Consider the following 25,495-nt stretch of genomic DNA (forward strand, 5'->3'; position numbering starts at 1 on the left):
GGGTGCTAATAATTGTATTTATCTTTCCAGTTCTGTTTTAACTTCTCCCGCATTTTATCTTCTGCCGGATTTTTCCCCGGATCATACAGTTTTGTTCCGCTGATCAGGTCCGGAAGATATTCCTGTGCGGCGAAATTCCCCTCATAACCATGGGAGTATTTATAGTCTTTGCCATAACCGATATTTTTCATCAGTTTGGTCGGGGCATTCCTGATGTGTAAAGGTACAGGCAGGTTGCCGGTTTGTTTAACCAGTTGTTGCGCACTGTTTATCGCTTCATAGGCTGCATTGCTCTTTGCAGAAGAGGCGAGATAGGTAACGGCCTGAGAGAGAATAATCCTTGCCTCCGGATAACCGATGACATTCACAGCCTGGAAACAGTTGTTTGCCAGGAGCAGGGCATTGGGATTTGCATTGCCGATATCTTCCGATGCAAGAATCAACAGGCGCCGCGCAATAAACAGCGGGTCTTCACCACCCTCAATCATCCTTGCCAGCCAGTATACAGCACCATTGGGGTCACTGCCCCTGATCGACTTGATAAAGGCGGAAATAATGTCATAATGCTGTTCCCCTGCCTTGTCATACAGGGCAAGGTTTTGCTGGGCATGTTCCAGCACACTTTTATTTGTCAGGATCACCTTATTGCCGCCAATGCCGTTGATGGCAATCTCCAGCACATTCAGTAATTTCCTTGCGTCTCCTCCGGAAAGGCGGATCAGGGCTTCATGTTCTTCGATGGTGATTTCCTTTTCCTTCAGGATAATGTCCTTCTGTATCGCCGTATGCAGCAGTCCCGAAAGTTCAGTCTCGTCAAGGGATTTAAGGATATACACCTGGCAACGGGAAAGTAAGGCGGAGATGACTTCAAAAGAGGGATTCTCAGTCGTTGCACCGATGAGTGTAACCAATCCCCGTTCTACAGCACCCAGGAGACTATCCTGTTGTGACTTGCTGAATCTGTGGATCTCATCAATAAATAGTATGGGCAATCCCAGAAAGCTATCTTTCAGTCCTGCCGCCTTATCAATGACCTCACGGATATCTTTCACACCAGAATTAATGGCACTGAGGTTAAAAAAAGGGCGATCCAATGCCTGGGATATAATATACGCCAGGGTAGTTTTCCCCACTCCCGGAGGTCCCCAGAAGATCATGGAAGGAAGCTGTCCGCTTTGAATGGCTTTACGCAACACCGCATCAGGGCCTACCAGATGCTGCTGACCAACATATTCATCCAGATTTTGAGGACGCATGCGTTCTGCTAATGGAGGTAGATTCTGCATAAGGTAAAGATAAAAAAAAATGGAGCAAAATATTGCTCCATGTCTAGTATGCTTAAAATGTATTCGCCTAATGAATCCCTGAAGATCCTGATTTTACTGCGCTGCCGGAGGAGTGCTGCTTCCGCTCGCCTTAGGCTTTTTCTTCCAGAACTTACGTTTTGCAGGTTTTTTGTGCTGCGGTTTGTCGGAAGATGCTGCCGGAGCAGATTCATCGGGAGCTGCGCCAAGGTGCTCAGGTAAAGGCATCCTGTCAATTTTCTTGTCAATCAGCTTTTCTATGTTGGCGAATTTACGTTTGTCCTTGTCATTGACCAGGGTAATTGCCGTACCGGTTGTTGCGGCCCTTGCCGTACGTCCAATGCGGTGGATATAATCCTCCGGATCATGGGGTACGTCAAAATTGATGACCAGGGAAATCCCTTCCACATCAATTCCTCGTGACAATACGTCGGTACCAATTAATACCGGCACACGTTTATTCTTAAATTCAGATAAGATGGCTTCTCTTTCTTTCTGTCCCAGATCGGAATGAAATGCTTCCGCTTTAAAGCCCAGGCCACGGAATACCTTTCCCAGGTTCTTCACTTTTTCCTTTGTCGAAGCAAAAATCAGGATACTTGGGAAATCCACATTCTTCATCAGCTCGGTAAGGAGCTTCACTTTTTGTGCGTCATGAACAATATAGGCCTGCTGATTAATTCCTGCGGCCGGCTTGGAAATCGCAATACTGATCTGTTCCGGATTTTTCAGCAATGAACCAGCCAGTTTCCTGATTTTAGGAGGCATGGTGGCAGAGAACAATACGGTTTGTCTGACTTCAGGAAGGAAACTTACAATGCGCATGATGTCATCGTAAAAACCCATATCCAGCATTCTGTCGGCTTCATCCAGCACCAGGTGCTGCAGTTTATCCAGCTTCAGTAAACCTGAGGAAAGATGGGAGATCAGTCGGCCAGGGGTAGCAATAATAATATCCACTCCTTCGCGCATAGATCTTTTCTGTTGTTCATAGGCAATTCCATCACCACCACCATATACGGTTAAAGAGCTGATGTTGGTAAAATAAGAGAGGGCTTCCACCTGCAAATCTATTTGCTGGGCCAGTTCACGTGTAGGCGCCAGGATCAGTGTATTGTTGTGACGGTCTTCCGTTTCACTGATCATGTTCATAATAGGCAGTAAATAAGCCCCGGTTTTACCGGTACCTGTTTGTGCACATGCTATTAAGTCCTTTTTAGCGATGATTAAAGGGATCGCTTCCTGTTGTATAGGGGTTGCATTTCTGAAACCCATGGCTAATAAACCCTCTAATAAATCAGGGTTAAAATTAAAATCTTTGAAATCCAATATACTTTTTTATTATTCGTAATGGTACTGTATAAAAGTAGCTTTTATTTATCGGTTTTTAAATTTTTTTAATCAGCTACGTCTCATAAACTGTTTGTTCACAGGGGGCTTATTTCTTTTTGTCGGCATAACCGAATACCTTCTGCAGTAAGGTTGAGGTACGTGCACCCAGATTTTCCCTGATATCAAGTTCTTCCTGTGCTACCTGGATAAACATTCCTTCTATCGCTTTCTGTGTCACGTATTCCGATAAATCTGCATTCACGGGTTTCACCAATGGCAGTTTATTGTAGCGTGTGGCTGCATCGCCCCAATATTTTGTGGCACCTACTTTACTCAGGCTGCTGGTTACAATAGGACTGAATTTTTCTGTAAGCTGTGCGGTAGTTACCCGTTTAAAATAAGTGGTTGCTGCATCTTTATTTCCCAGTAAAATGTTTGTTGCATCTGTGATGGTCATTTGTTTAATGGCGGAAAGAAAGATAGGTTTGGCTTCTTTTGCCGCATCTTCGGCAGCACGGTTTAAGCTGGTCACCACATTATCTGCCAGGGCACCCATACCAATGCTTCTCAGGGTTTTTTCTACTTTCTGTGCTTCCGGGGGGAAAAGGATTTTAACAGCCAGGTTGCCTAAAAAGCCATCTTTTGCAGAAAGCTGATCGGCCCCTTTTGAGGTGCCTATTTCCAGGGCCTGTTTTAAAGCCTGACCAATTTCTAATGAAGTAGGGTTGCCAGTGGCAGGTATTTTATTTAAGATATTTCCGAGTTTCGACTGACTTTGTACGTCGCAGCTGCTGAAGCAGGTTGTACAGATTGCAATAAGCAAAAGGGTAATTTTATTCATTTATTTGTTTTTACTTCAATAATAAGCAAATCTCTGGCCATTAAAGAGGAAGGGGCGAGAAAAATTTATCGGCCAAAGCTTGTTTATTGCACTCTTGGAGCAGCCCTGAGACCTTACTCAGCTTTCTTCAATGACCCTTTTTTAAATAATTACGCGGGAGTCAGAAAATATTTTTTATACTTGAAAAGAATTTTCCCTGAATTACTACCTTGAAGTTTATAAAAAATACCAGCAGAATTAAAGAGCAGGATGATCTGATGCTTATCGCACAGTACAAACGTACAGGCGACCTGGAGGTATTGGGGCTGCTTTATAACAGGTATATGCACCTTGTCTTCGGGGTTTGCCTCAATTATTTCAAAGAAGAAGAGCCCAGTAAAGATGCGGTCATGCAGATTTTTGAAGAACTGGTGGTCAAACTGAGGATCCATGAGGTTCAGAATTTCAAGAGCTGGCTGCATGTCCTGACCAGGAACCATTGTTTGATGGCCTTGCGCAAGGCAGCGAAGAATAATACGGTATCTCTTGAGGAAACATTTGTGGAAAATACCGATTTTGTGCATCTTGATATAGACGATACAAAAGAAAACCGGCTGGTAGTGATGGAAAAATGTATGGAAACGCTTCCTAAGGAGCAAAAGGTCAGTGTTGACCTGTTCTATTTGCAGGAAAAGTGTTACAAGGAAGTGGCCGATATCACCGGGTATGAACTGCTCAAAGTAAAGAGCTATATTCAGAACGGAAAAAGAAACCTGAAAAATTGTATAGAGAAAAACAGCAGTGAATAGCGATTGGTTAGATATAGAATTACTGGAAGATTACCTGGATGGTAAGCTTGATGCCAGGGCTATGCATAAAATTGAGAAGCAGGCACTGGAAGATCCTTTTGTTGCACAGGCCCTCGCTGGATTAAGTGAATCGCCAAAGAGATCAAAAGAATCTGTTTCCCTCTTACAAAAACAACTGTATGAGCGCATCGCGCAGCAGCAGGTGCAAAAGAAGGATACGGTGTTTACCTGGCAGCGCCTGAGTGTTGCAGCGGCAGCGGCAGTAATGTTTACTTCGGTAAGCATTCTTTTTTTTATGCGCGACAGCAATAACCGTGAACAACAGGCAAAAGGGCAGCCTAAAAAAGTGGAAGTGAATATTGCGCCCCTGAATACAGATTCTTTAAAAAATGAATCCTACGCAGCAAATGTCCCTGCAAATTCATCGGATGCGATTACAGAAATCCAGCCTGCTCCGGAAAATATCAGGAATAGAAAGTCCAGCCCCGTACAGCCCCTGGCTGCGGAAGGAGTGGTCACTGCTACGGCAGATAGCACAGCAGTAAAAAATACAGCCCCCGAAAGTGCACAACCGGTTGTGGCGGCGAGGGTGCTGACCGCACTTGCGCCGGCAGTATCTTCCCCAATAGGTGGATGGGCAAAGTTCGACAGTTACCTGAATGACAATAACAAGCTGATCCCTGAAGCAGGGAAGACGGGTAAATTTGTGGAACTGAGCTTCCAGATTGACAGTGACGGCACTCCTTCGGAATTTAAAGTCATGAAAAGCGCAGAGAAAGAGTTTGATGAGGAAGCGATACGCCTGATCAAAGAAGGTCCCAAATGGGAAGTGCCTAAACCGGCAGATAGCCGTGTCAGCTATTCCGTGGCCTTCTAGGATACGGAAAGAACCTTATAAAAAAATCCCTCTGATGTTTTACACACAGAGGGATTTTTTTATATCGGATAGTTGAGTAGTACTAAAATTCAGCCTGGGCTGAAAATCCAGGCTCCATAAAGGATTAAAAGAAAAGATCGATGATCTTGAAAATGATGATGGCCAGTACCGCTGATACAGGGATCGTTAATACCCATGCCCATAATAGGCTGACGGTAACTCCCCATCTTACTGCAGATACCCTTTTTAATAAACCAACACCTACAATAGATCCTGTAATGGTATGGGTCGTAGAAACAGGGATACCGAAGTGTTCAGTAATCCCTAAAGTTACGGCACCGGCAGTTTCTGCGGCAACCCCTTCAAAGGCATTTACTTTGGTAATTTTTGATCCCATTGTTTTAACGATTTTCCATCCCCCACTCATAGTTCCCAGTGATATGGCAGCATAACAGGTAATAGGAATCCATTCAGGCATGGTATCTCCTGTCTTTAATACGTTAGCGGCAACCATGGCTACATAGATAATTCCCATTACTTTCTGGGCATCGTTACCCCCATGGGTGAAACTCAGGGCCGCAGAAGAGATCAGCTGTAATCTTTTAAACCATTTCTCAGCCGTTGAAGGTCTTGAATTTTTAGACAGGTGCAGGAGAATGATCGAGATAATTACCGATATGACCATCCCGATTACCGGGGCAAGCACAATAAAGGCAACAACTTTCAGGATAGGGGCGATATTGATCGCAGACATCATCCCTACACCCAAAGTAGATGCCTTAGCCATACCGGCACCAGCAAAACCACCAATCAGTGTATGTGATGAACTTGAAGGTATACCATACCACCAGGTAAATAAGTTCCATGCAATTGCGGCTACAAGTCCGGCAAGAATTACTTCCAGTGTAATGAAGTTCTCTACTACCGTCTTAGCAATTGTATTTGCTACTTTATGATCTGTAAAATAAAAATAAGCGGCAAAATTAAAAAGTGCTGCCCAAAGTACAGCCTGAAAAGGTGTCAGGACTTTTGTCGACACGACGGTAGCGATTGAATTCGCAGCATCATGGAAACCATTGATATAGTCGAAACCAATAGCCAGTATAATTACAACAACCAATAAGGTAGTTACCATTTTTTGAATGTTTAAGCGTTTTTAACCAAAATAGACTCCAGCACATTGGCGGCATCTTCACATTTATCTGTAGCCATTTCCAGTGTCTGAAGAACTTCTTTTTGTTTGATCAGTTCAATCGCATTGGTTTCAAATTCAAACAAACGTGCGATAGCAATATTACAAACATAATCAGCCTGATTTTCACCACTGTTAATACGTACACAAGCATCAGCAATTACACGGATATTTTTAAAGCTTCTCAATTCTTTGATCGCCTTATCCAAATCTGTACACATTTCCACCAGTAATTCCGCAAGTTTGATCATCGCATCACCAATATTCGTGATGTTGTACAATTCAATATTACTTGCAGAAGCATGAATATAATCAGCAATATCATCTACAGCACTTGCCAGGGCATGGATATCTTCCCTGTCAAACGGTGTAATAAAGTTCTTGCTTAACTCCAGAAAGATGGAGTGGGTAATCTCATCTCCAACGTGTTCCAGACGCTCAACTTCCTTGATATATTCTTTTCTTTTTTCAAGATCCTTCGCACTTAAGGCTGAAAAAAGTGCTTCTGAAATCTTCAATACATTGCTTCCGGCTTGTTCGAATAGCGGTTGAAATTTTTTGTCTTTTGGTGTAAAGAACTTAAAGATGTTATTCATGTTAAAATAAATATGAATGCAAAAGTAGGAAAGCCAATGTTAAGTTAGTGTTAAGTATTAACATTGAAGCTATTATTACTTTAAATTATCCTAGTTTCTGAAGCGTGAAAGCAAAGGTAGTTCCTATTTGCAGGGTACTGCGGACAGAGATGATTTGTTCATGTGCCTCCAGGATATGTTTTACAATCGCTAAACCAAGTCCTGTCCCACCTACTTCACGTGATCTGTGGGAATCAATTCTGTAAAAACGTTCGAATAAACGCGCCAGGTGCTTTTCTTCAATACCAATACCATCATCTGTCACTTCTATAAGGTACTGATCATGTAATTCGAATATTTTGATAAATGTCGATCCGTTCTCTTTCCCATATTTAATGGAGTTGGTGATCAGGTTGATCATCACCTGTCTGATCTTCTCCCGGTCGGCATTTACAAATGCCGGATGCATATATTTTTCTTTGAAGAATAGCCTGATCTCTCTTTTCTTGGCTTTGTCCTCCAGCCCTTCCATCACCTCTTTAGCCAGTACAACGAAGTCGAACTTATGGTATTCAATAGGTATTTCTCCAGATTCCAGCTTCGCAATGGAGTCAAGGTCATTGATCAGGTAGCTTAGGCGTTCTACGTTTTTCTCTGCTTTTTTTAAGAATTTAACTGCCATATCAGGATCATCAACAATGCAGTCCTGCAATGTTTCTATGTATCCCTGTATCGCGAACAGTGGGGTCTTGAATTCATGTGACACATTCGAAAGAAACTCTCTCCGGAACTGTTCCTGCTTTTTTAGTACGTCTATCTCTTTCTTTTTTGCTCCTGCCCATTCCTTCACCTCATGTTCCACATCATTTATAGGGTCGGAACTGACATATTCCCCCAGTGCATCTTTTAGATCTTTACCCAGTTTAAGGTTATGGATGAGCTTATAGATCAGCTTTACCTTGGAATAGATATACTTCTCCAGCAGGTAATAAAACATGATGAAACTGGTGATAAAGGAAACGCCGAAGGAAATCAGCATAAAGTACCAGCTTTGCTGGAAATAGAAATTTACCAGTCCGATAGACAGTCCTACGGCCAGAGCGGTGATGAGTACAAGGATGCTTAGCTTCATAGCGCCAATTTACAAGATAATTTTAATATCCGGTGTTAAATTTAGCGTCGAAAACCTTTTTCCGGGCTGCTGGGAAGGCCATTGTTTGACCATACAGCTGCTCCTGTTTTCTTTAGCTGAAGCGCCTTAAAAAATTTCAAGGGTATAGGCTTATCTTTATGATCTATAATTGTTTTTCTGTGAGGTATTTCCAGTACCGTTTCGGCACGTGCTGTGTATGAAGCCGCGTATTTTTCCTTGAAGGAATGTTCGTGCTTTTGAAGTAATCTTTCCAGAGTACGGCATACAGCTCTTCCTTTGTAGACAGCACAGCCGATGAAGTAATTATTGCTTGTTTTTGTACTTTGAAGTCGATCTCGATGTTTTCTACCTTTTCCAGGTCATAGTATAGGCCGTAATGCCTCTTAATGTCATAAATGATCCATTGCTGATCGGCATATCGGTTTTTGAAATGGGTGATGATCAGGGGCAGGACATTGAAATCGGGATCTATTCCACAATAGAAAATACCATCTGCAGTATGCTGAAAACGAATGAAAGCTTTCATTCGGTGTTTTTCCCGTTCTACTTTCCTGGCGGCCTGACTCAGGTTCAGGACGTGCGTATTTCCATAGTTTTTTTCTGCCCCGGGTGGATTGGAAAAGAGGTAACAGCAGAATTCAAACAGGGAAGTATACACTTCTTCCTGCTCGGATAAATAGCTGCAATATAAGATACGGATCCATGCCGCAGCTAATCGTTTTTGTAAACCTGCCCATACCCTGGCAGATTTTCTTTCCTCACTGTGTATGACAAGGGAAGGGCTAAAGGCATCTGGCTGATAGGTGTCCGTTGTTTTAAGGATCACCTGTCCGGGTTTTCGCTCAAACCATTCAAATACGGCACATAATAATCCCTCGAAACTACCGTCAAAGACATAAATGTTCAGTTGTTTGTTCATCGCAAATACCTTAAATTAATCCTTAAAACAAGATCAGCTGATTGAGGTCGGTCTTCAGGTATTTACTCTGACTCTCTGCAAGGATGAATGATTTGATCTGTGTACCCTGAAAATCATTCAGCTGATAGGGGCTGTCTGCACAGCGGATAAAGTGTTTCGCCCTGTTATAGGCCACCCCGATTTTTTTCAGCTGATCAATACGCAGCTTGCCGAACTTCCTGGCCTGGACGATTTTTTTTGCGGAGCCTACACCAATACCGGGAATACGCAAGATGACTTTATAGGAGGCGACATTGATATCCACCGGGAAATGCTGCAGGTTGCGCAATGCCCAGCTGAGCTTTGGATCGATATCAATGTCCAGGTGGGGATTGGCATCATTTAACAGCTCATTCACATGGAAGCCATAAAAACGCATCAGCCAGTCTGTCTGGTACAGTCTGTTTTCCCTGATCAGCGGTGGCTGAGTACCCAATACGGGTAAGCGGTTGTCATTGCTGATAGGAATGTAACCGGAGTAATATACCCGCTTTAGCGAGAAGTTCCGGTAGAATGCATCTGCAGTCTGCATAATGTCCTTGTCGCTCTCGGGCGTGGCACCGATGACCATCTGTGTACTTTGTCCGGCTGGGACAAACTTAGGGACGCTCCTGATCAGCTTACGTTCTTCTTTAAATTGTACAATCTGGTTCTGTACATATCCCAGCGGTTTGATCACATCCTGGTGACTTTTATCTGGTGCAAGCAGCTTTAATCCACTTTCTGTAGGCATTTCCAGGTTGATGCTCATCCTGTCTGCATACATTCCGGCTTCCTTAATCAGCTCTTCACTTGCCCCAGGGATGGTTTTTAAATGAATATATCCGTTAAAACGCTCTTCTAACCGAAGTTTTTTGACAATCCTAAGTAACCGCTCCATCGTAAAATCTGCATTTTTGAAAATGCCTGAGCTCAAAAATAACCCTTCGATATAATTACGGCGGTAGAAGTTCATGGTCAGTTCCACCACTTCCTCAACAGTGAATGCAGCCCTTTCTATGTCATTGCTCTTCCTGGAAACGCAATAGGCGCAATCAAAAATACAATGGTTGGTCAGAAGGATCTTTAGGAGCGACACACATCTGCCATCCTCAGTATAGGTGTGGCAGATTCCTGATGCACTGCTGTCACCAAGACCCTTGTTGTCATTCTTTCTTTTGCTCCCACTGGAAGAGCAGGAGACATCATACTTTGCAGCATCGGCAAGGATGTTTAATTTTTCCCGGAGACGGTCAGACATAATACTATATTTGCTAACAAATATAGTATTAAATAACTAAAATAATTAGTTTTATGATAGTGCTTTGTTACTCTTTTTAGGAATGCAGGTTTATCTTTTACCTTTCCATTCCCCATAAAACTGATCAAGATAAGACAGCATAAACTGATGCCTGTTTTCTGCAAGCTGTTTCCCTGTTGCCGTCCGCATCAGGTCTTTCAACCGAAGGAGTTTTTCATAGAAATGATTGATCGTCGGCGCAGTTGAGTTCTTGTAGGCTTCCTTGCTCAGGTCGGGGTCTGGCGGAATCGCAGGGTCATACATGAGCCTGTTCTTATAGCCTCCATAGGTAAACGCCCTGGCAATACCAATCGCACCAATGGCATCCAGCCGGTCTGCATCCTGAACAATGTTCATTTCGTGGGAAGAGAAGGTAACGGTGCCCAGACTTGCTTTGTAGCTCATGTTGAGGATAATCTGTTGTACATGGACGATCACATCGGCAGAAATACCGATACTTTCCATGAATGCTCCCGCCATCATCGGGCCAATTTCTTCATCTCCCCCATTAAATTTGCTGTCCGCAATATCATGCAGCAAGGCGGCCAGGGAGATGATCAGCAGATCGCCTCCTTCAGCCTCGCTGATATGTCTCGCTGAGGAATAGACCCTTTCAATATGAAACCAGTCGTGCCCTGCTTCAGCTCCTTCCAGTGTCTCTTTTACAAAAGAGATGGTCTGGTCAATTGCAATTCCGAAATCTTTATCCATGGAACAAAGATATCGGAATAATTTAATTCCCCGCGTGAGATGCCGATGCCGCAGGAGGAATGCTGTGTGTGAACTCTGAGTAATCAAGACTAATCAATTGCATCACTTCAACTTCAAGTATAATGGCAATTTGAAACAATCTGTCCAATGTAAGTTTACTATAGCCTAATTCTATTTTGCTGTAAGCATTTTGAGAGATGGAAAGCTTTGCCGCAAGATAATCCTGGGTATAGTTCCTCGCCTCTCTTGTCTTTCTGATGTTCCCTGCTACAACCTTTGGTTTTAAATCACGATTGTCTTTCATATATGTTTTTTAGATGTGTTAAGTCCGTTATTAACGAAATAACAATAATGATGGATTTTTACTGGTGAAAATTGTGAATATGATACATTTACCCGAGTGGTGATAGAGGGTACAACTTTTCGGTGTATTCTCGTTGGTTGTATGATTTAGGCCGCTTTTTTAATCCTGCTACCCCCATGGCCTCGTTATAGTATTTATACAAAAACAGAAAAAAATATTTTCTGTGGAGGTGCAGGGCCAGCCGAAAACCTGTAATAGTGTAGGCATTTATAAAAACCAAATAGAGCAGATGATGAATCTACAGGAGTTGAATCAAAACGAAATGACAGCAATTAATGGTGGTGGTTTACTGGATAACCTTGGCCTTGGAAACCTTGGTCTTGGTGGATTACTGGGGAGCAATGGCGGTACCAACCAGGGTGGCTTAACAGCAAGTATCGGATTAGGCAGCCTCTTGTCTTTGTCGAATACTTCAAACGGCAGCACTACAGAACTTACATTGGGTAAAGGATTAAGCCTAAATCTGGAAAGCCTTTTCAATAGCTTCTAAGCTTTAAAAAGAGATTCTTTCCGGGAAAATAAAATCAATCCGGGCTGAACTGCAGTTTTCAGCCCGGATCTTCGAAAAAAAATATCAGGTAAAAAGTCTGGCCATTAAAAATGAATAGAATTCTTCATACTAAGGTATCGCGTGAACGCCGGGGTATTCCTTTTTGTTGTCCCTAAAGACACAACCAGGAAGCATAATATATTCTGTTCAGTTGTGCGGTATGTGGCTGTTTTTAAAACCTATATGGGTTTAGGATCGTTCATTATCCAAACAAGTATTAAAAGATTCTTTCTTTTTTTCTTGTAGAGGAGTTGCCGAAAACCTAAAATAGAGTAGGCTTTTATTAAATGATTGAAATTATGAATCTTCAAGAATTGAATCAGAATGAAATGACAGAAATTAATGGTGGTGGTTTATTTGGAAACAGTGATTCTGCTAGTCAGGGTGGCTTAACCGGATCACTGGGAATCGGGAATTTACTATCATTCTCTAATGAGACCACAGACGGGGATGAAAGTTCATCATCATCCTTCTCTCTTGGTAACGGTATCAACCTGGATTTGGGCGGTATCTTCAATAGTCTTAGAGGCTAAGGAAACGATTGTTTAATAAAAACAACCAGCAGAAAAGGGAGAAACTCAACGTTTCTCCCTTTTGCTTTAAATAGGGAGCAGGGCTTTACATGGGAGGGAGGTTCCGGTCATTAAAATCAGTTTATGAATAGCGATAAATACATTTTTCCTCAGGAAATTATAGAAAATACCGCAGAGTTCCACTTTCATTCCCATCACTCGGCGACGAAAATTATCTACCAGACGGTACTGCTGGTCCTGATTGCAGGATTTTTGAGCTTGTTCTTTATTAAGGTAGATGTGAATGTTAAAAGTACCGGACTCTTCCGGTCTGTGGAAGAAAGAAATACCATTAAACCACTGGTATCTGGCAGGATAGATTCTGTATTTATTAAAGAGAATACCCATGTGAAAGCCGGACAGGTTCTCCTGACGATAAAAAGGGAATCCCTGGAAGGTAAAAATGACCTGGTGAAATTACAGCAATCTGATGTGGAGGCACAGCTTGGTGACCTCGGACAGCTGATTACTGCTTACCGTACCAATAACTGGGACAGGAAACTTCAGCTGGAATCAGGCCTTTATAGTCAGCAATACAGCCTGTTTATGCAGCAGATTGTAGAAGCCAAATCCAGGTATAACTCTGCCCGCCGTAATTATCAGCGCTATTTGTTCCTCTACAGAAAGAAAGCCGTCTCCGCCCTCGAATATGACGAGGTGAAGTTAAAACTCGATAACATCAAAAATGAACTTTCCCTGATCGGCGAAACACAGGGCAGCAAATGGCAGTCGGAATTGAATAACCTTAAAATCCAGACCAGGGAACTGAGCTCAAAAAATGAACAATATGCGGAAGAGAAAGAGTTTTATACGCTGAGGGCTTCGGTAACCGGATCGGTGCAGCAACTGAAGGGAATACAACCCGGCAGCCTGGTCAGTACAAATGAACTGCTTGGAGAAATCTCGCCCGACTCGGGACTGATTGCGGAGACTTATGTGTTGCCAAGGGATATCGGCTTACTGAAAGTCGGTACCGCTGCGCGCTTTCAGGTGGATGCCTATAATTATAACCAGTGGGGAATGCTGGGAGGTAAAGTATTATCCATATCAAATGATATTTTCATGGACAAAGGGCAGCAGCCTTATTTTAAAGTGAAATGCCTGCTGGATGCTTACCAGCTGAAATTAAAAAATGGATATGTAGGCAAGATCAAAAAGGGGATGACACTGCAGGCACGTTTCTTCGTGACACGCCGTACCCTGTTCCAATTGTTATATGATAAAGCAGATGACTGGCTAAATCCCAATATGGCCGGTTCAGATAAATTAGATGAGACGGTATGAATTTCTTCAAAACCTTAGTGACTTCCGCTGCTGCCTATTTTTCGAACAGGAAAAAAGGGAGGCTGATCAATGTGAAACAGCATGACGCGACCGACTGTGGGGCAGCCTGTATAGCATCAATTGCTGCGCATTATGGATTAAGTTTACCCATCGCACGCATCCGCCAGTTTGCCTCTACCGATACAAAAGGTACAAATGTACTGGGGTTAATCGAAGCCTCGACGAAAATAGGCTTTACAGCCAAGGGAGTGCGGGGAACTTTCGACAATCTTTTTAATATTCCCTTACCGGTGATTGCACATGTGAACCAGAATAATATGGCGCATTATGTCGTGATCTATAAAATGACACGTACCTACCTGGAGATCATGGATCCCGCCTATGGGGAAACACAGCAGGTAAGCCCAGATGAATTCCGAAAGAAATGGACGGGTGTGCTGATTATGCTGCTTCCCGGTGATGATTTCTCTGCGGGAGAAGAGCGTATCAGTATTGAACAGCGCTTTATTTATCTGTTGAAACCACACCGGTCGGTGCTGATACAGGTACTCATCGGTTCTGTTTTTTATACTATCCTGGGCTTGTCCACCTCTATATTCCTGCAGAAGATCGTGGATAATGTACTTCCGGATGCCAATGCAAATCTGCTGAACCTGATGGGGACAGTGATGATCTTTATTATCGCTGTTCAGCTCTTTATCAATCATGCGAAGACACTGCTGACCATAAAGACCGGACAGCAAATCGATGCGAGACTGATCCTGGGTTATTATAAACACTTGCTGAAATTGCCCCAGCAATTTTTTGATACCATGAGAGTCGGGGAAATCATTTCAAGGATGAATGATGCCGTGAAGATCCGGGCATTCATCAATGATGTGTTGGTCGGCTTCGTGGTGAATGTATTTATTCTTATCTTCTCCTTCGCCCTCATGTTTACCTATTACTGGAAACTGGCGCTTATCCTGCTGACGATCGTACCACTGTATGCGGTTATCTATTATTTTTCCAACAAAGTGAACAAGTTTACACAGCGAAAGCTGATGGAAAAAACGGCCGACCTGGAAAATCAACTGGTGGAATCAGTGAATGCTGTCAGTACAATTAAGCGGTTCGGACTGGAGAATTTCACGAACCTGAAAACAGAGATCAGGTTTGTCAATTTGCTGCGCACGATTTATACTTCAGGGATCAATTCCCTATGGATCGGTAATGCAAGTAGTTTTATTTCCAGCCTCTTTTCTGTGATTTTATTGTGGACCGGGGCAACCTTCGTGATCAACAATAAGATTACCGCAGGGGAGTTGCTTTCCTTTTATGCCATCATTGGTTATTTTACCGGGCCTGTGGTGAGTTTAATCGGCATGAATAAAGTCCTGCAGGATGCAAGGATTGCGGCCGACAGGTTGTTTGAGATTATGGACCTGGAAAGGGAGTCGACAGAAAATAAGGCAGAGATGACGGCAGAGATGGTCGGGGATATTTTATTTAAAAATGTAAATTTCCGCTATGGGACGCGGGTGACCGTTTTTGAGGATTTCAGCCTGAAGGTTCCAAAGGGAAAAATAACGGCAATTGTCGGGGAAAGCGGATCAGGCAAAACCACGCTGCTGTCGCTGCTACAGGCCATCTACCCACTGCAGTCGGGCGGCATACAGATTGGCGATTATGATATCAAATATATCACGAACGACAGTTTGCGCAGGATCGTAGGCGTGGTGCCGCAGGATGTTCACCTTTTTGCTGGAAATGTCATCGATAATATTGCGATTGGCGACATGGAGCCCGATATGAAAAAGATCATCCGCATTTGCGGGGAAATAAATATTCTGGAGTTTATTGAGCAGTTGCCAAACGGATTTGATACTTACCTGGGCGAAAATGCCGGTAACCTGTCGGGTGGACAACGGCAGCGCCTGGCCATTGCGCGGGCTTTGTACCGTGAGCCTGAGATCCTGATCCTGGATGAAGCGACTTCCTCCCTCGACTCTACTGCTGAAGAGTATATTTATAAAACGATTGCTTACCTGCGGGAAAAAGGAAAGACCATTGTATTGATTGCACACCGCTTAAGTACGGTGGTGAATGCCGATAAAATTGTGGTGCTGAGTAAGGGTACCCTGATAGAGGAAGGGACACATGTGGAACTGTTGAACCGTAAAGCTGCCTATGCAGCCATGTGGCAGAAACAATTCCCTGTATTGGAACCCACCGCAGGCAATTGACCTGCGGACGGGACCTTTTATCTTTAATCCTGTGTTTGCTGTGGTTTAGGCTGTGGCCTCTCCTCATCTGCTCTCCTTGAACCGTCATACAGTTCATATTCCAGCATGCGGCAATCCAGTTTACCATTATAAAATTCAAGCTTGCGGGAAGCTTTTAATCCGATTTTTTTGGCGAGGTCGGGATTTCCGGTAAAGATGTATCCGGTATATCCTTTACATTCTTTCTTCATGAAATCACCAATACGTTTATAGGTAAGTTCCAGCTGTGAATGGACACCCAGGCGTTCCCCGTATTCCGGATTGAAGACCACGACACCTTTTCCACCTTCCGGTACAATGGTATCGGCAAAGTCGCACACCTCAAAAGTAATCAGGGTATCTACACCTGCTGTCTGTGCATTTTTGCGGCTGATGTCTACGGCATCTTCAGAGATATCTGTCGCCACGATCTGTAAGTCAATGTTTTTTACTACCTGGTCTTTCAGGATACGGCGTTCGGCAAAAAATACCTGTTCATCGTAACCTAAAATATGCATGAAGCCATAATTCATACGGAATAGTCCTGGCCTTCTGTTCGTGGCCAGTAATGCCGCCTCAATAGCCAGTGTTCCCGAACCGCACATCGGATTAATGAAAGGCGATTTCTGGTCCCATTTCGTGCTCAGTATTGTTCCTGCAGCAAGGGCTTCCAGCATTGGGGCTTTACCGGGAATTTTACGGTATCCATGTTTTGCAAGGGTTTCTCCCGAAGTATCAAGAAAAATATCTGCCTGATCGTCTTTCCAATAGAGGTGGACTACCGTTTTATGGGCATCTGCACCTGAGTTTGGACGGATCCCTTTTTTTGCCTTGATCCTGTCAACAATCGCATCCTTTACCTTCAGGTTAGTGAAAAGCGGAGTGGTAATGGTAGGGTGGTCGACATTGGAAGTCACAGAGAAATAACCCGAGAAATCGATCAGATCTTCCCATGGCATATCTACCAGCTCAAGGTATAATTCTTCCGGACTATTGACTTTAAAGCTGTTTAAACAGTATAAAATCTGACTCGCACAGCGCAGGTTCAGGTTCAGTTTGATACACTCGGTTAAAGTGATGTTTAACTCTACTCCCGTTGGGAAATCTCTTACAATTTCGTAGCCAAGCGCTTTTACCTCTTCAACCAGATATGGCGAAAGTCTTTTGTTACAGGTTATTATAACCTTACTTTTGTTGTGGAAAACTTGCATAATTATTGTGTAAAGTTATCAATAAAAATATAGAGATTTGAGGTTGATAGTAGAATAAAAGAGTATTTGTTATGGAATTAAAAGGAAAAGTGCATGAAATCGGTGCATTACAGCAGGTAAGTGAGACTTTTAAAAAACGCGATCTGATTATAGAATACGCAGAAAACCCGACGTATCCTGAATATATCAGGTTTGAAGCGTTGCAGGATAAAACTGCTTTGTTCGACAGCTTAAAAACTGGCGATGATGTAGAAGTTTCTTTCAACCTGCGCGGGCGCCCATGGACTGATAAAACAGGGAAAACTTCTTACTTTAACAGTCTGGTAGTTTGGCGTATCAACGCATTAACGAATAATGCAGGTGCTGCATCTACTCCACAATACGCTCCACCGGCAGATTTAAGCAATGCGCCAGGTGAAGAAGATGACCTGCCATTTTAAGAACTTTATAAGGAAACAATTTTACATTGGGTGCCGGAATTTATTTCCGGCATTTTTTTTACCATTCCTTTTTTCCTGGTTTTGTATTCCTTTTTTGCACTTACCGGAAGCTTGCATCCGCTTCTCTGAAGAATGCCTAATGCGCTCTGGATCAGAAGAACAATGTTTGAGTTGCACTTGTTAAAAATTGTTAAAATCGATCTTTATTCTTCCCAATGGCGTATTTTTGCCTAGCTTATGAAGAAAAAAAGTCTCTGGCTGATTACCATTCTCATGACCATAGCCTTGCTGGGAGTGTTCGTTATGCAATTATATTACATAAGGGAAGCCTATAGACTCAAATCACAGCTTTTTGAACAGGATGTTAACCAGGCTCTGGCCGGAGTAGCCAATAAGGCACAGCGGCTGAATGCCATCAATCACATCGACAAAAAAGGGATGGAGCTGCGTATTGCCTGGGAAAACCAGCGTGTCAACAAAGAACGCAAAATCCTGCAACTGGAGGAAAAGTTTAAACAGGAGGAAAAGAAAAGAAAATATAACCAGCAAAAACAGATCATCGATGAGTTGAATTATCAGGATGACATGATCAGGAAATTTTACCTCGGCCCAAGAATCATTTCTGAAGCAGAGTACCTGGCCCTGTCCGATGAGTCGACTACCCCCCTGAATGTAGATGTGAATTTGGGCTTCGATGCCAATATGAATATCGTTAGGGGAGATGTGCGAAAAACGTTCCGGATACGGTCGGTAAAGACATTTGGCCTGCAGCCGGAGAAACTTCCGGACAGTATCCGCTATCTGGTATACAGCAAATATGACGAACAGCCCCTGAAGGTTTCCCTGCCGAGTATCAATGGGGATATGCGGATCAAATTCAGGATCGAGGATGATATGGCCAACAGAAGGTATCAGGCTGCAATGAAAGCATTGAAAGAAGATACACAGGAGATCAACAGGAGCGATTTTGACATTGTTGAAGCGGCAGCCAGGGAAATGGGCGAGGTAGGCATTCCTTTAAATGAACGTATTTCTGCAGCCAGGTTGGACAGCCTGCTGCGCGCAGAACTGCAAAATAAAAATATCAACCTGAAATATGATTTCTGGTTAAAAAGCTTTTACAGTAAGTCGGTCCTGTTTTATAAGGTATCGGACGGGAATACAGAATTGCTGGAATCCAATACGTTTAAAACAAAGCTTTTCAGTAATGATATTATCAGGGATCCTGGAATGCTGTATGTGAATTTCCCGGATAAGGACAGGCTGATTTTCAGCAACCTGAGCGTTACCATGGCCTCCTCGGCTGGTTTGTTACTCGTATTGATTTCCATTTTTTCCTATACGCTGTATGCCATATTGAGGCAAAAAAAGATATCAGAAATGAAAACTGATTTCATCAATAACATGACGCATGAGTTTAAGACTCCGGTGTCGACGATCATGATCGCCAGTGAAGCGCTGAGGGATCCGGAAATCCAGGAGGACAAAACACGTATAGACAGGCTCGCCGGTATCATTTATGATGAGAATGTGCGCCTGGGGAACCATATTGAACGTGTGCTGAGCATTGCGCGGCTGGAGAAAAAAGAATTGAAACTGGATCATGAGGTGATTGATATGCATACGCTGGTGACGGCTGTGGCAGATAATATGCACTTGCAGCTCCAGAAGAAAGAGGCGGAACTGATCTTACAGCTGAATGCTGAAAAAGACCTGGTGACAGGGGACGAATTCCATCTGTCCAACGTGATTTATAACCTGATTGATAATGCCAATAAATACAGTGTTGGTCCCCCGAAAATTACCCTGCGCAGCAGGAACTCCGGGAAACATTTTATCCTTGAGGTAGAGGATGAAGGTATCGGCATGACAAAGGAACAGAGTAAACGTATTTTTGACCAGTTCTACCGGGTGCCTACAGGTAACCTGCATGATGTAAAAGGATTCGGACTGGGACTGAATTATGTCCATGATATTATAACCCAAATGGGTGGCGCGATTAAAGTGCGCAGTGAAAAAGATAAAGGTACAATATTTGAAATTTTAATACCCCTAAATTAACATGAAGAAAATTCTATTGGTGGAAGACGATCCGAATCTTGGTATGCTGTTACAGGATTATTTACAGTTAAAGGGTAAGTTCAGCATTGTCCTTTGTGTAGATGGTGAGGAAGGTTTACGTGCATTTAATAAACAGGCATTTGATCTTTGTATACTGGATGTCATGATGCCCAAAAAAGACGGCTTCGCCTTAGGCAAGGAAATCCGCAAGATCAATGAAGAGGTGCCGATTATTTTTGCGACAGCAAAAGCAATGATGGAAGACAAGGCATCGGCCTATGACCTGGGCGGGGACGATTACATCACAAAACCTTTCCGTATTGAAGAGCTGCTGCTGCGGATCAATGCCCTGCTGAAAAGAGTGTCTTCAAAAGAGACCAAGCCCGAGGGGCCGGTACAGTCGCAGTTCCAGATCGGCGAGTATTCCTTTGACTTCACTACCCAGATGATCCAGTTTAAAGGTCAGCAGCAAAAGCTGTCCACAAAAGAAGCCGAGTTGCTCCGCCTGCTTTGTTTAAAACAAAATGAAGTATTAACAAGGGAAGAAGCCTTGCTGAGTATCTGGCATGATGATAATTATTTTAATGGACGCAGTATGGATGTCTTCCTCAGTAAACTCCGTAAATATTTAAGGGAAGACCCCAAAGTGGAAATCCTGAATGTACATGGTAAAGGATACAAACTACTAGTCAACTAGAGCGCAACAAAGCTGCTTTAAGAGCCTGGTTAACGGGATTAATCTTTAGGTAATTAATTTGTTAATTAAATGTTTGCTATTCTTGTTACCTTTGGGCTCAATGATCAATTCATTAAATTTGAGCTACAAATATGTCTGAATACAACCCTGCTGAAATTGCCGCCAAATTTATAAATTATACTTCCCGCCATATTTTTCTGACGGGAAAGGCCGGTACAGGAAAGACAACTTTCCTGCGGAACCTGATTGAGCTTACCCATAAAAAAGCCGTGATTGTTGCCCCTACAGGTATCGCGGCAATCAATGCAGCCGGAGTGACGATTCATTCCTTATTCCAGCTGCCTTTTGGTACTTACCTGCCGAAACAACCCACGACAGAGCCTTTCAATCAACAGTACAATACTCCAAAGTCTATCGTTCGTCACCTGCAGATGAACACCACCAAGAGAAGGATCTTCCAGGACCTGGAGTTGCTGATTATTGATGAGGTGAGTATGCTGCGCGCCGATCTGCTGGATGCCATAGATATGGTCTTAAGGTATATCCGGAAGAATAATGCCAGCTTCGGCGGGGTACAGGTGCTGTTTATTGGGGACTTGCACCAGCTTCCCCCGGTTGTGAAATCCAATGAATGGCAGCTGCTCGCCGAGTTTTATAACAGTGTCTATTTCTTCGATGCACATGCCCTGCAACAAAGTCCCCCGATATATATTGAACTGGAGAAAATATACCGCCAGGCAGATGCCGTGTTTATCGGTTTGCTGAATAACCTGCGAAATAATGAAATTACTGCTTCCGATGTCGCCTTGTTGGACCAATATTATAAAGCGGATTTCGTCCCTTCAAAAGCAGATAAATATATTACGCTGACAACGCATAACCAGCGTGCCGACACGTTGAATAAGAAGAGCCTGGAGGAGCTTGGTGGCAAATCTTATTTTTTTAAGGCTGTGGTAGAAGGAGAATTCGCAGAGAATTCCTATCCTGCAGAACGTTCCCTGGAGTTGAAACTAGGGGCACAGATCATGTTTATTAAGAATGACCAGAGTGGGGAACGCCGTTACTTTAATGGCAAAATTGCCACAGTTGTTGTTCTTCGTGAGGATTTTGTAGAAGTGGAAACGGAAGGTGAAAGAGAACGTATCGTACTGGAAAAGTATACCTGGAAGAATATCAAATATACCAACCATAAAGTCACCAATGAGATTGAAGAAGAAGTGATCGGGAAGTTTCTTCAGTTGCCGGTAAAACTTGCCTGGGCCATCACCGTACATAAAAGTCAGGGCCTGACTTTCGATAAGGCCATTATCGATATCGGCAATGCCTTTGCACCGGGACAGATTTATGTGGCCTTGTCACGCCTGCGCTCACTCGACGGACTTGTCCTGACCTCCCAGATCTCTGGATCAGGGATCAGGCAGGATCAGAATGTAGCCCATTTTTCTAAAAATAAGCAGCTGCAGGAACAACTGGACCTGCAGATGAGGTCAGAGAGTGAAGTGTTCCTGCGGACTTACCTGATGCAGTGCTTCGACCTGAATCCGCTGGATAATTTTGTCTATGAACATGTCCATTCCTATAGTAAGGATATCAATAAATCGGCAAAACAGAAACATGTCAAATGGGCTCAGCTGTTATTGAAAGACCTAAGTGAAATTAAACAGCATGCCAATAAATTCCTGAGCCAGATTCAACGCCTCAGTCATGTGCAGACAGCCGAAGGGCTGGCTACCTTGCTGGAACGTACCAAAGCGGCAGAGAATTATTTCAATCCACTGATCCTGGATCTTTCTGCCCGTATTTTCGAGCGGATGGAGCTGGTGAAACAGGATAAGCAGGTTACTGCATTTTTAACGGAACTCCTGGAAATGGAGTCCCTGTTCTATGAGCAATTTAAAAAGATAAGGAAAGCCACAGCATTATTGCAGTCTACTATCTCTGGGAAGGACTTTACGAAAAGCGATGTCAACTCATTGCTCAATCAGGCAGACAGGGAACTGCAGATGAAGAAAGTTTTCGCAATGCCCAATCAGCTCGACTTTAATGCGAAGAAACCGAGGGCGAAAAAGGCGAAAGAACTGAAGGAACCTAAGCCTGATACCAAAGAAGCTTCCCTGGAGCTTTTCCGGAAGGGCAGGTCGATCGAGGAAATTGCGGCAGAAAGAAAGATGGTGGTCGGTACCATTGAAGGTCACCTGGCACATTATGTGGCCCTCCAGGAGATTTCTGCAAGGGATATCCTGGGGAAAAGAAAACTGGAGGATATCCTGAAAGCGATCAAAACCTTAAAAACCATGAGCCTCAATCCGATAAGGACACACCTCGGTAAAAGTTATACTTTCGGAGAGATAAAAATCGGTATTGCGGCACATCTTGCGGAAGGGGATTAACTAAATTCTATATCCCCCTCAAATACCAACTTTGCTGGGCCGCACAGGAACACCCTGCTGAAGGTGCTGCCGTCATAGTCGAACGTGATGCGCAATTTTCCACCCAGCACTTCCACTGCGGTTTCCAGGGCACCGGTCTGTTTTTTTTCTATGGCCATTGCGAGGGCAACTGCCGTAACCCCTGTGCCACAGGCAAAAGTTTCATCTTCCACGCCCCGCTCAAAGGTGCGTACAAATAAATGGTCTCCTTTGTCTTCCACAAAATTGACATTGATGCCCTGCTGTTTATAGGTTTCATTATTTCGGATGGCGGAGCCCTGTCCGAATACATCCATTGTCTCCAGTCCCGTCACCTGGTCTACATAATGGGGGGAGCCGGTATTGAGTACATAAGCATTCCCATCTCTACTAACCATTTCCACGTCAATCATCTGTAAGTCAACCCAGTCACCTGTTGCTGAAATTTTGGCATAGTGTGGTCCGTCTACTGCCAGAAAGTTGGTTTCTGTGTCAATTATTCCTAAATGTTTGGCAAATGCCACGATGCAGCGACCCCCATTGCCACACATGCTGCCCAGCTGTCCGTCAGCATTGAAGTAAAGCATTTCAAAATCATAATCCGGATGGCGCTGCAGCAACATTAATCCGTCGCCACCAATTCCAAAACGTCTGTTACACAGTTGTAAAACACGATTATTGTCCTTATATTCAAAATGATTTGTACGGTTGTCGATCAGAACAAAATCATTTCCTGCGCCCTGGTATTTATAGAAATGGGAAGTAGACTGCGGTAGTACCTGTGTATTTAACATTTTTTAACAATTATAGGATGTTCAAAGTACACAAATATCGTTCTAATGGTATTAAATTTGAATATTATGTTAAAGAAAACAGGAAAATAGTTTTTTAAGGTAACATAACAATTAACAGGAATTAATAAACCGATATCAATAAACACACACATGAAAAGAATAGCATTAATATTTTTAGCTGCATTTGTAGGTGGTGCAGCAGCAATTGGCGGTTACAAGATGTTTGAAGCTGACAATAATGGTTTATCACTTGCGGAACAGCAGAATCTTCATTTTGCCAGTAATCCAACAAATATTTCCTCTGCAGGTGCAGTAGATTTTGTGCAGGCAGCAGCAGGGGTTTCTCCGGCAGTAGTGCATATCAAAACAACTTTCGCTTCTTCCGGTAATTCCAGGGGAAGTTCTCCAATGGATATGATGGAAGAGTTTTTTGGTGGAGGCGGCAGCAGGAGACAACGTGCACCCAGGGCGGCATCAGGCTCAGGCGTGATCTTAACACCCGACGGTTACATTGTAACCAATAACCACGTAGTGGATAATGCCGAAAAGATCCAGGTGATCTTATCTGACAGACGTAAGGTGGAAGCTAAAGTCATTGGTAGAGATGCCAATACCGACCTTGCCCTGATTAAAGTTGACGCAACGAATTTACCCGTGGTAAAAATGGGTAATTCTGACAATGTTCAGGTCGGAGAATGGGTATTGGCTGTAGGATTTCCGCTGGATCTTCAGACTACAGTTACTGCAGGTATTGTCAGTGCGAAATCACGTTCTATAGGTATCCTAGGAAGGGAACAGCAACAACCTACCCAGGAAGAATATGAAGAATATCAGCGAACCGGAAAAGCACCTTCAAGAACAAATCAATCCATCGAGTCTTATATTCAGACTGATGCAGCGATTAACCCTGGAAACAGTGGTGGTGCGCTTGTGAATGCAAATGGCGAGTTGATCGGTATCAATGCAGCTATCGCCTCACAGACAGGTACAAACGAAGGTTATGGTTTTGCCATCCCGGTTAACCTGGCGAAAAAGATCCTTGATGACTTCAAGAAGTATGGCAGCGTGAAACGCGGTTATGTAGGGGTTACTTTCCAGGAGCTGAATGCTGATGTGGCAGAAAGCCTGAAAATAGAAGATATTACCGGATTGTATGTAAGTGATGTGATGCCTAATGGTGGTGCTGCAGCAGCGGGTATCCGTAAAGGTGATATCATCAAGAGAGTAGACGGTAAAGAGGTCTTTGCTTCACCTGACCTGCAGGAAAAAATCGGGCGTATGAGTCCGGGAGAGAAAGTACAGATTACTTTGTCTAGAGCAGGGAAGGAACAACAGGTGAGTGTCACCTTAAAAGGCGATGAGAGCATAGAAAAGCCTAAAACCATTTTTGCAAGTAAGGCTACAGGCACAACGATAGATAAGCTGGGGGCTTCTTTTGCTCCTGCCTCGCCGGCACTGAAAGCCAAGTATGGTGTGAAAAGCGGTGTGGTGGTGACAGGAGTAGAACCCGGACAGCAGTTTGATGATTTTAATGTGCCTAAAGGATTCGTGGTGACCACAGTGAATGGTAAGGCCGTGAATACGGTGAAAGATATGGAAGCAGCACTTCCAACTTCAAATAATGGGTTGACGACCATTACAGGTGTAGGTGCAAATGGTACTTTTACTTTTAAATTCAGATAGAGAATAGTTTATATATGCCCTGACGGGAAGTAGTGATGAACTGCTTCCCGTTTTTATTGGAATAAATTACTGGTCCGGCCGCGGTATCACCAATGTAGTATTCTAATGACAATTTCAGCAGGTATAAGGCTTTTGTACAGTGGAGATGTATGGCATTTCGGCAGCCTTCTACGTTTGT

At 43.5% G+C, this 25,495-nt stretch carries 23 protein-coding genes; 11 read left to right on the forward strand and 12 right to left on the reverse strand.

Annotated elements, in window-relative coordinates; genetic code table 11:
- Positions 1–5: 5 nt before the first annotated feature.
- From ACSBL2_RS01080 to ACSBL2_RS01090, 3 genes are all read right to left on the reverse strand, one after another.
- Entirely contained in the window at positions 6–1,286 is a 1,281-nt protein-coding gene (locus tag ACSBL2_RS01080) for a replication-associated recombination protein A (protein WP_442589829.1), read from the reverse strand.
- Positions 1,287–1,379: 93 nt separating this feature from the next.
- A complete protein-coding gene (locus ACSBL2_RS01085; protein WP_442589830.1) occupies positions 1,380–2,633 on the reverse strand; it encodes a DEAD/DEAH box helicase in 1,254 nt (417 codons plus the stop codon).
- Positions 2,634–2,742: 109 nt separating this feature from the next.
- Positions 2,743–3,477, reverse strand: coding sequence for a DUF4197 domain-containing protein (locus tag ACSBL2_RS01090; RefSeq protein WP_442589831.1), 735 nt, complete (start codon positions 3,475–3,477; stop codon positions 2,743–2,745).
- 209 nt (positions 3,478–3,686) lie between these two features.
- Between ACSBL2_RS01090 and ACSBL2_RS01095 the strand changes: the two genes are divergently transcribed.
- Together ACSBL2_RS01095 and ACSBL2_RS01100 are read left to right on the forward strand one after the other, a co-directional pair.
- Positions 3,687–4,265 carry an RNA polymerase sigma factor gene (locus ACSBL2_RS01095; protein ID WP_442589832.1) on the forward strand — a complete coding sequence of 193 codons (579 nt, stop codon included), beginning with the start codon at positions 3,687–3,689 and terminating at the stop codon, positions 4,263–4,265.
- Entirely contained in the window at positions 4,258–5,142 is an 885-nt protein-coding gene (locus ACSBL2_RS01100) for an energy transducer TonB (protein ID WP_442589833.1), read from the forward strand. Before ACSBL2_RS01095 ends, ACSBL2_RS01100 begins: the two co-directional genes overlap by 8 nt.
- Positions 5,143–5,266: 124 nt before the next feature.
- On the opposite strand, the gene ACSBL2_RS01105 is transcribed toward ACSBL2_RS01100, so the two are convergent.
- The 7 genes from ACSBL2_RS01105 to ACSBL2_RS01135 all read right to left on the reverse strand — a co-directional run bounded on the left by ACSBL2_RS01105 (position 5,267) and on the right by ACSBL2_RS01135 (position 11,314).
- Entirely contained in the window at positions 5,267–6,277 is a 1,011-nt protein-coding gene (locus ACSBL2_RS01105; RefSeq protein ID WP_442589834.1) for an anion permease, read from the reverse strand.
- A gap of 11 nt (positions 6,278–6,288) precedes the next feature.
- Complete coding sequence (locus ACSBL2_RS01110; protein WP_442589835.1) at positions 6,289–6,930, reverse strand: DUF47 domain-containing protein; 642 nt, start codon at positions 6,928–6,930, stop codon at positions 6,289–6,291.
- Positions 6,931–7,015: 85 nt separating this feature from the next.
- The gene (locus ACSBL2_RS01115) at positions 7,016–8,041 is read right to left on the reverse strand and encodes a sensor histidine kinase (RefSeq protein WP_442589836.1); all 1,026 of its coding nucleotides are present in this window, start codon (positions 8,039–8,041) and stop codon (positions 7,016–7,018) included.
- Between the two features lie 163 nt (positions 8,042–8,204).
- Positions 8,205–8,981 (reverse strand): TIGR03915 family putative DNA repair protein, encoded by a 777-nt coding sequence (locus ACSBL2_RS01120; RefSeq protein WP_442589837.1) that lies wholly within the window; start codon positions 8,979–8,981, stop codon positions 8,205–8,207.
- A gap of 22 nt (positions 8,982–9,003) precedes the next feature.
- Complete coding sequence (locus ACSBL2_RS01125; RefSeq protein ID WP_442589838.1) at positions 9,004–10,260, reverse strand: putative DNA modification/repair radical SAM protein; 1,257 nt, start codon at positions 10,258–10,260, stop codon at positions 9,004–9,006.
- 90 nt (positions 10,261–10,350) lie between these two features.
- On the reverse strand, positions 10,351–11,010 hold the full coding sequence (locus ACSBL2_RS01130) for an HD domain-containing protein (protein ID WP_442589839.1): 660 nt from the start codon (positions 11,008–11,010) through the stop codon (positions 10,351–10,353).
- 22 nt (positions 11,011–11,032) lie between these two features.
- Entirely contained in the window at positions 11,033–11,314 is a 282-nt protein-coding gene (locus ACSBL2_RS01135; RefSeq protein ID WP_442589840.1) for a helix-turn-helix domain-containing protein, read from the reverse strand.
- 289 nt (positions 11,315–11,603) lie between these two features.
- On the opposite strand from ACSBL2_RS01135, the gene ACSBL2_RS01140 reads away from it, so the two are divergent.
- The 4 genes from ACSBL2_RS01140 to ACSBL2_RS01155 all read left to right on the forward strand — a co-directional run bounded on the left by ACSBL2_RS01140 (position 11,604) and on the right by ACSBL2_RS01155 (position 16,005).
- Positions 11,604–11,864 carry a hypothetical protein gene (locus ACSBL2_RS01140; RefSeq protein WP_442589841.1) on the forward strand — a complete coding sequence of 87 codons (261 nt, stop codon included), beginning with the start codon at positions 11,604–11,606 and terminating at the stop codon, positions 11,862–11,864.
- A 359-nt stretch (positions 11,865–12,223) separates the two neighbouring features.
- Positions 12,224–12,457, forward strand: coding sequence for a hypothetical protein (locus ACSBL2_RS01145; RefSeq protein WP_442589842.1), 234 nt, complete (start codon positions 12,224–12,226; stop codon positions 12,455–12,457).
- A 123-nt stretch (positions 12,458–12,580) separates the two neighbouring features.
- On the forward strand, positions 12,581–13,780 hold the full coding sequence (locus ACSBL2_RS01150; protein WP_442589843.1) for an HlyD family secretion protein: 1,200 nt from the start codon (positions 12,581–12,583) through the stop codon (positions 13,778–13,780).
- Complete coding sequence (locus tag ACSBL2_RS01155) at positions 13,777–16,005, forward strand: peptidase domain-containing ABC transporter (protein ID WP_442589844.1); 2,229 nt, start codon at positions 13,777–13,779, stop codon at positions 16,003–16,005. Before ACSBL2_RS01150 ends, ACSBL2_RS01155 begins: the two co-directional genes overlap by 4 nt.
- A gap of 23 nt (positions 16,006–16,028) precedes the next feature.
- Here the strand turns inward: ACSBL2_RS01155 and ACSBL2_RS01160 are convergent, their stop codons facing one another.
- Complete coding sequence (locus ACSBL2_RS01160) at positions 16,029–17,234, reverse strand: THUMP domain-containing class I SAM-dependent RNA methyltransferase (RefSeq protein ID WP_442589845.1); 1,206 nt, start codon at positions 17,232–17,234, stop codon at positions 16,029–16,031.
- 71 nt (positions 17,235–17,305) lie between these two features.
- On the opposite strand from ACSBL2_RS01160, the gene ACSBL2_RS01165 reads away from it, so the two are divergent.
- The 4 genes from ACSBL2_RS01165 (at position 17,306) to ACSBL2_RS01180 (ending at position 22,822) form a co-directional block, all read left to right on the forward strand.
- Entirely contained in the window at positions 17,306–17,674 is a 369-nt protein-coding gene (locus tag ACSBL2_RS01165) for a DUF3127 domain-containing protein (protein WP_442589846.1), read from the forward strand.
- A 237-nt stretch (positions 17,675–17,911) separates the two neighbouring features.
- Entirely contained in the window at positions 17,912–19,735 is a 1,824-nt protein-coding gene (locus ACSBL2_RS01170; RefSeq protein WP_442589847.1) for a sensor histidine kinase, read from the forward strand.
- A gap of 1 nt (position 19,736) precedes the next feature.
- On the forward strand, positions 19,737–20,432 hold the full coding sequence (locus ACSBL2_RS01175) for a response regulator transcription factor (protein ID WP_442589848.1): 696 nt from the start codon (positions 19,737–19,739) through the stop codon (positions 20,430–20,432).
- A gap of 131 nt (positions 20,433–20,563) precedes the next feature.
- Positions 20,564–22,822 carry a helix-turn-helix domain-containing protein gene (locus ACSBL2_RS01180; RefSeq protein ID WP_442589849.1) on the forward strand — a complete coding sequence of 753 codons (2,259 nt, stop codon included), beginning with the start codon at positions 20,564–20,566 and terminating at the stop codon, positions 22,820–22,822.
- Here ACSBL2_RS01180 and dapF read toward each other — a convergent pair.
- Entirely contained in the window at positions 22,819–23,634 is an 816-nt protein-coding gene (gene dapF, locus ACSBL2_RS01185) for a diaminopimelate epimerase (protein ID WP_442589850.1), read from the reverse strand. The genes ACSBL2_RS01180 and dapF overlap by 4 nt on opposite strands.
- A 150-nt stretch (positions 23,635–23,784) precedes the next feature.
- Here dapF and ACSBL2_RS01190 point away from each other — a divergent pair, with 150 nt between their 5' ends.
- Positions 23,785–25,317, forward strand: coding sequence for a trypsin-like peptidase domain-containing protein (locus tag ACSBL2_RS01190; protein ID WP_442589851.1), 1,533 nt, complete (start codon positions 23,785–23,787; stop codon positions 25,315–25,317).
- The last annotated feature ends 178 nt before the right edge of the window (positions 25,318–25,495 follow it).

Source organism: Pedobacter sp. AW31-3R, assembly GCF_052180285.1.
Taxonomy (GTDB): Bacteria; Bacteroidota; Bacteroidia; order Sphingobacteriales; family Sphingobacteriaceae; genus Pedobacter.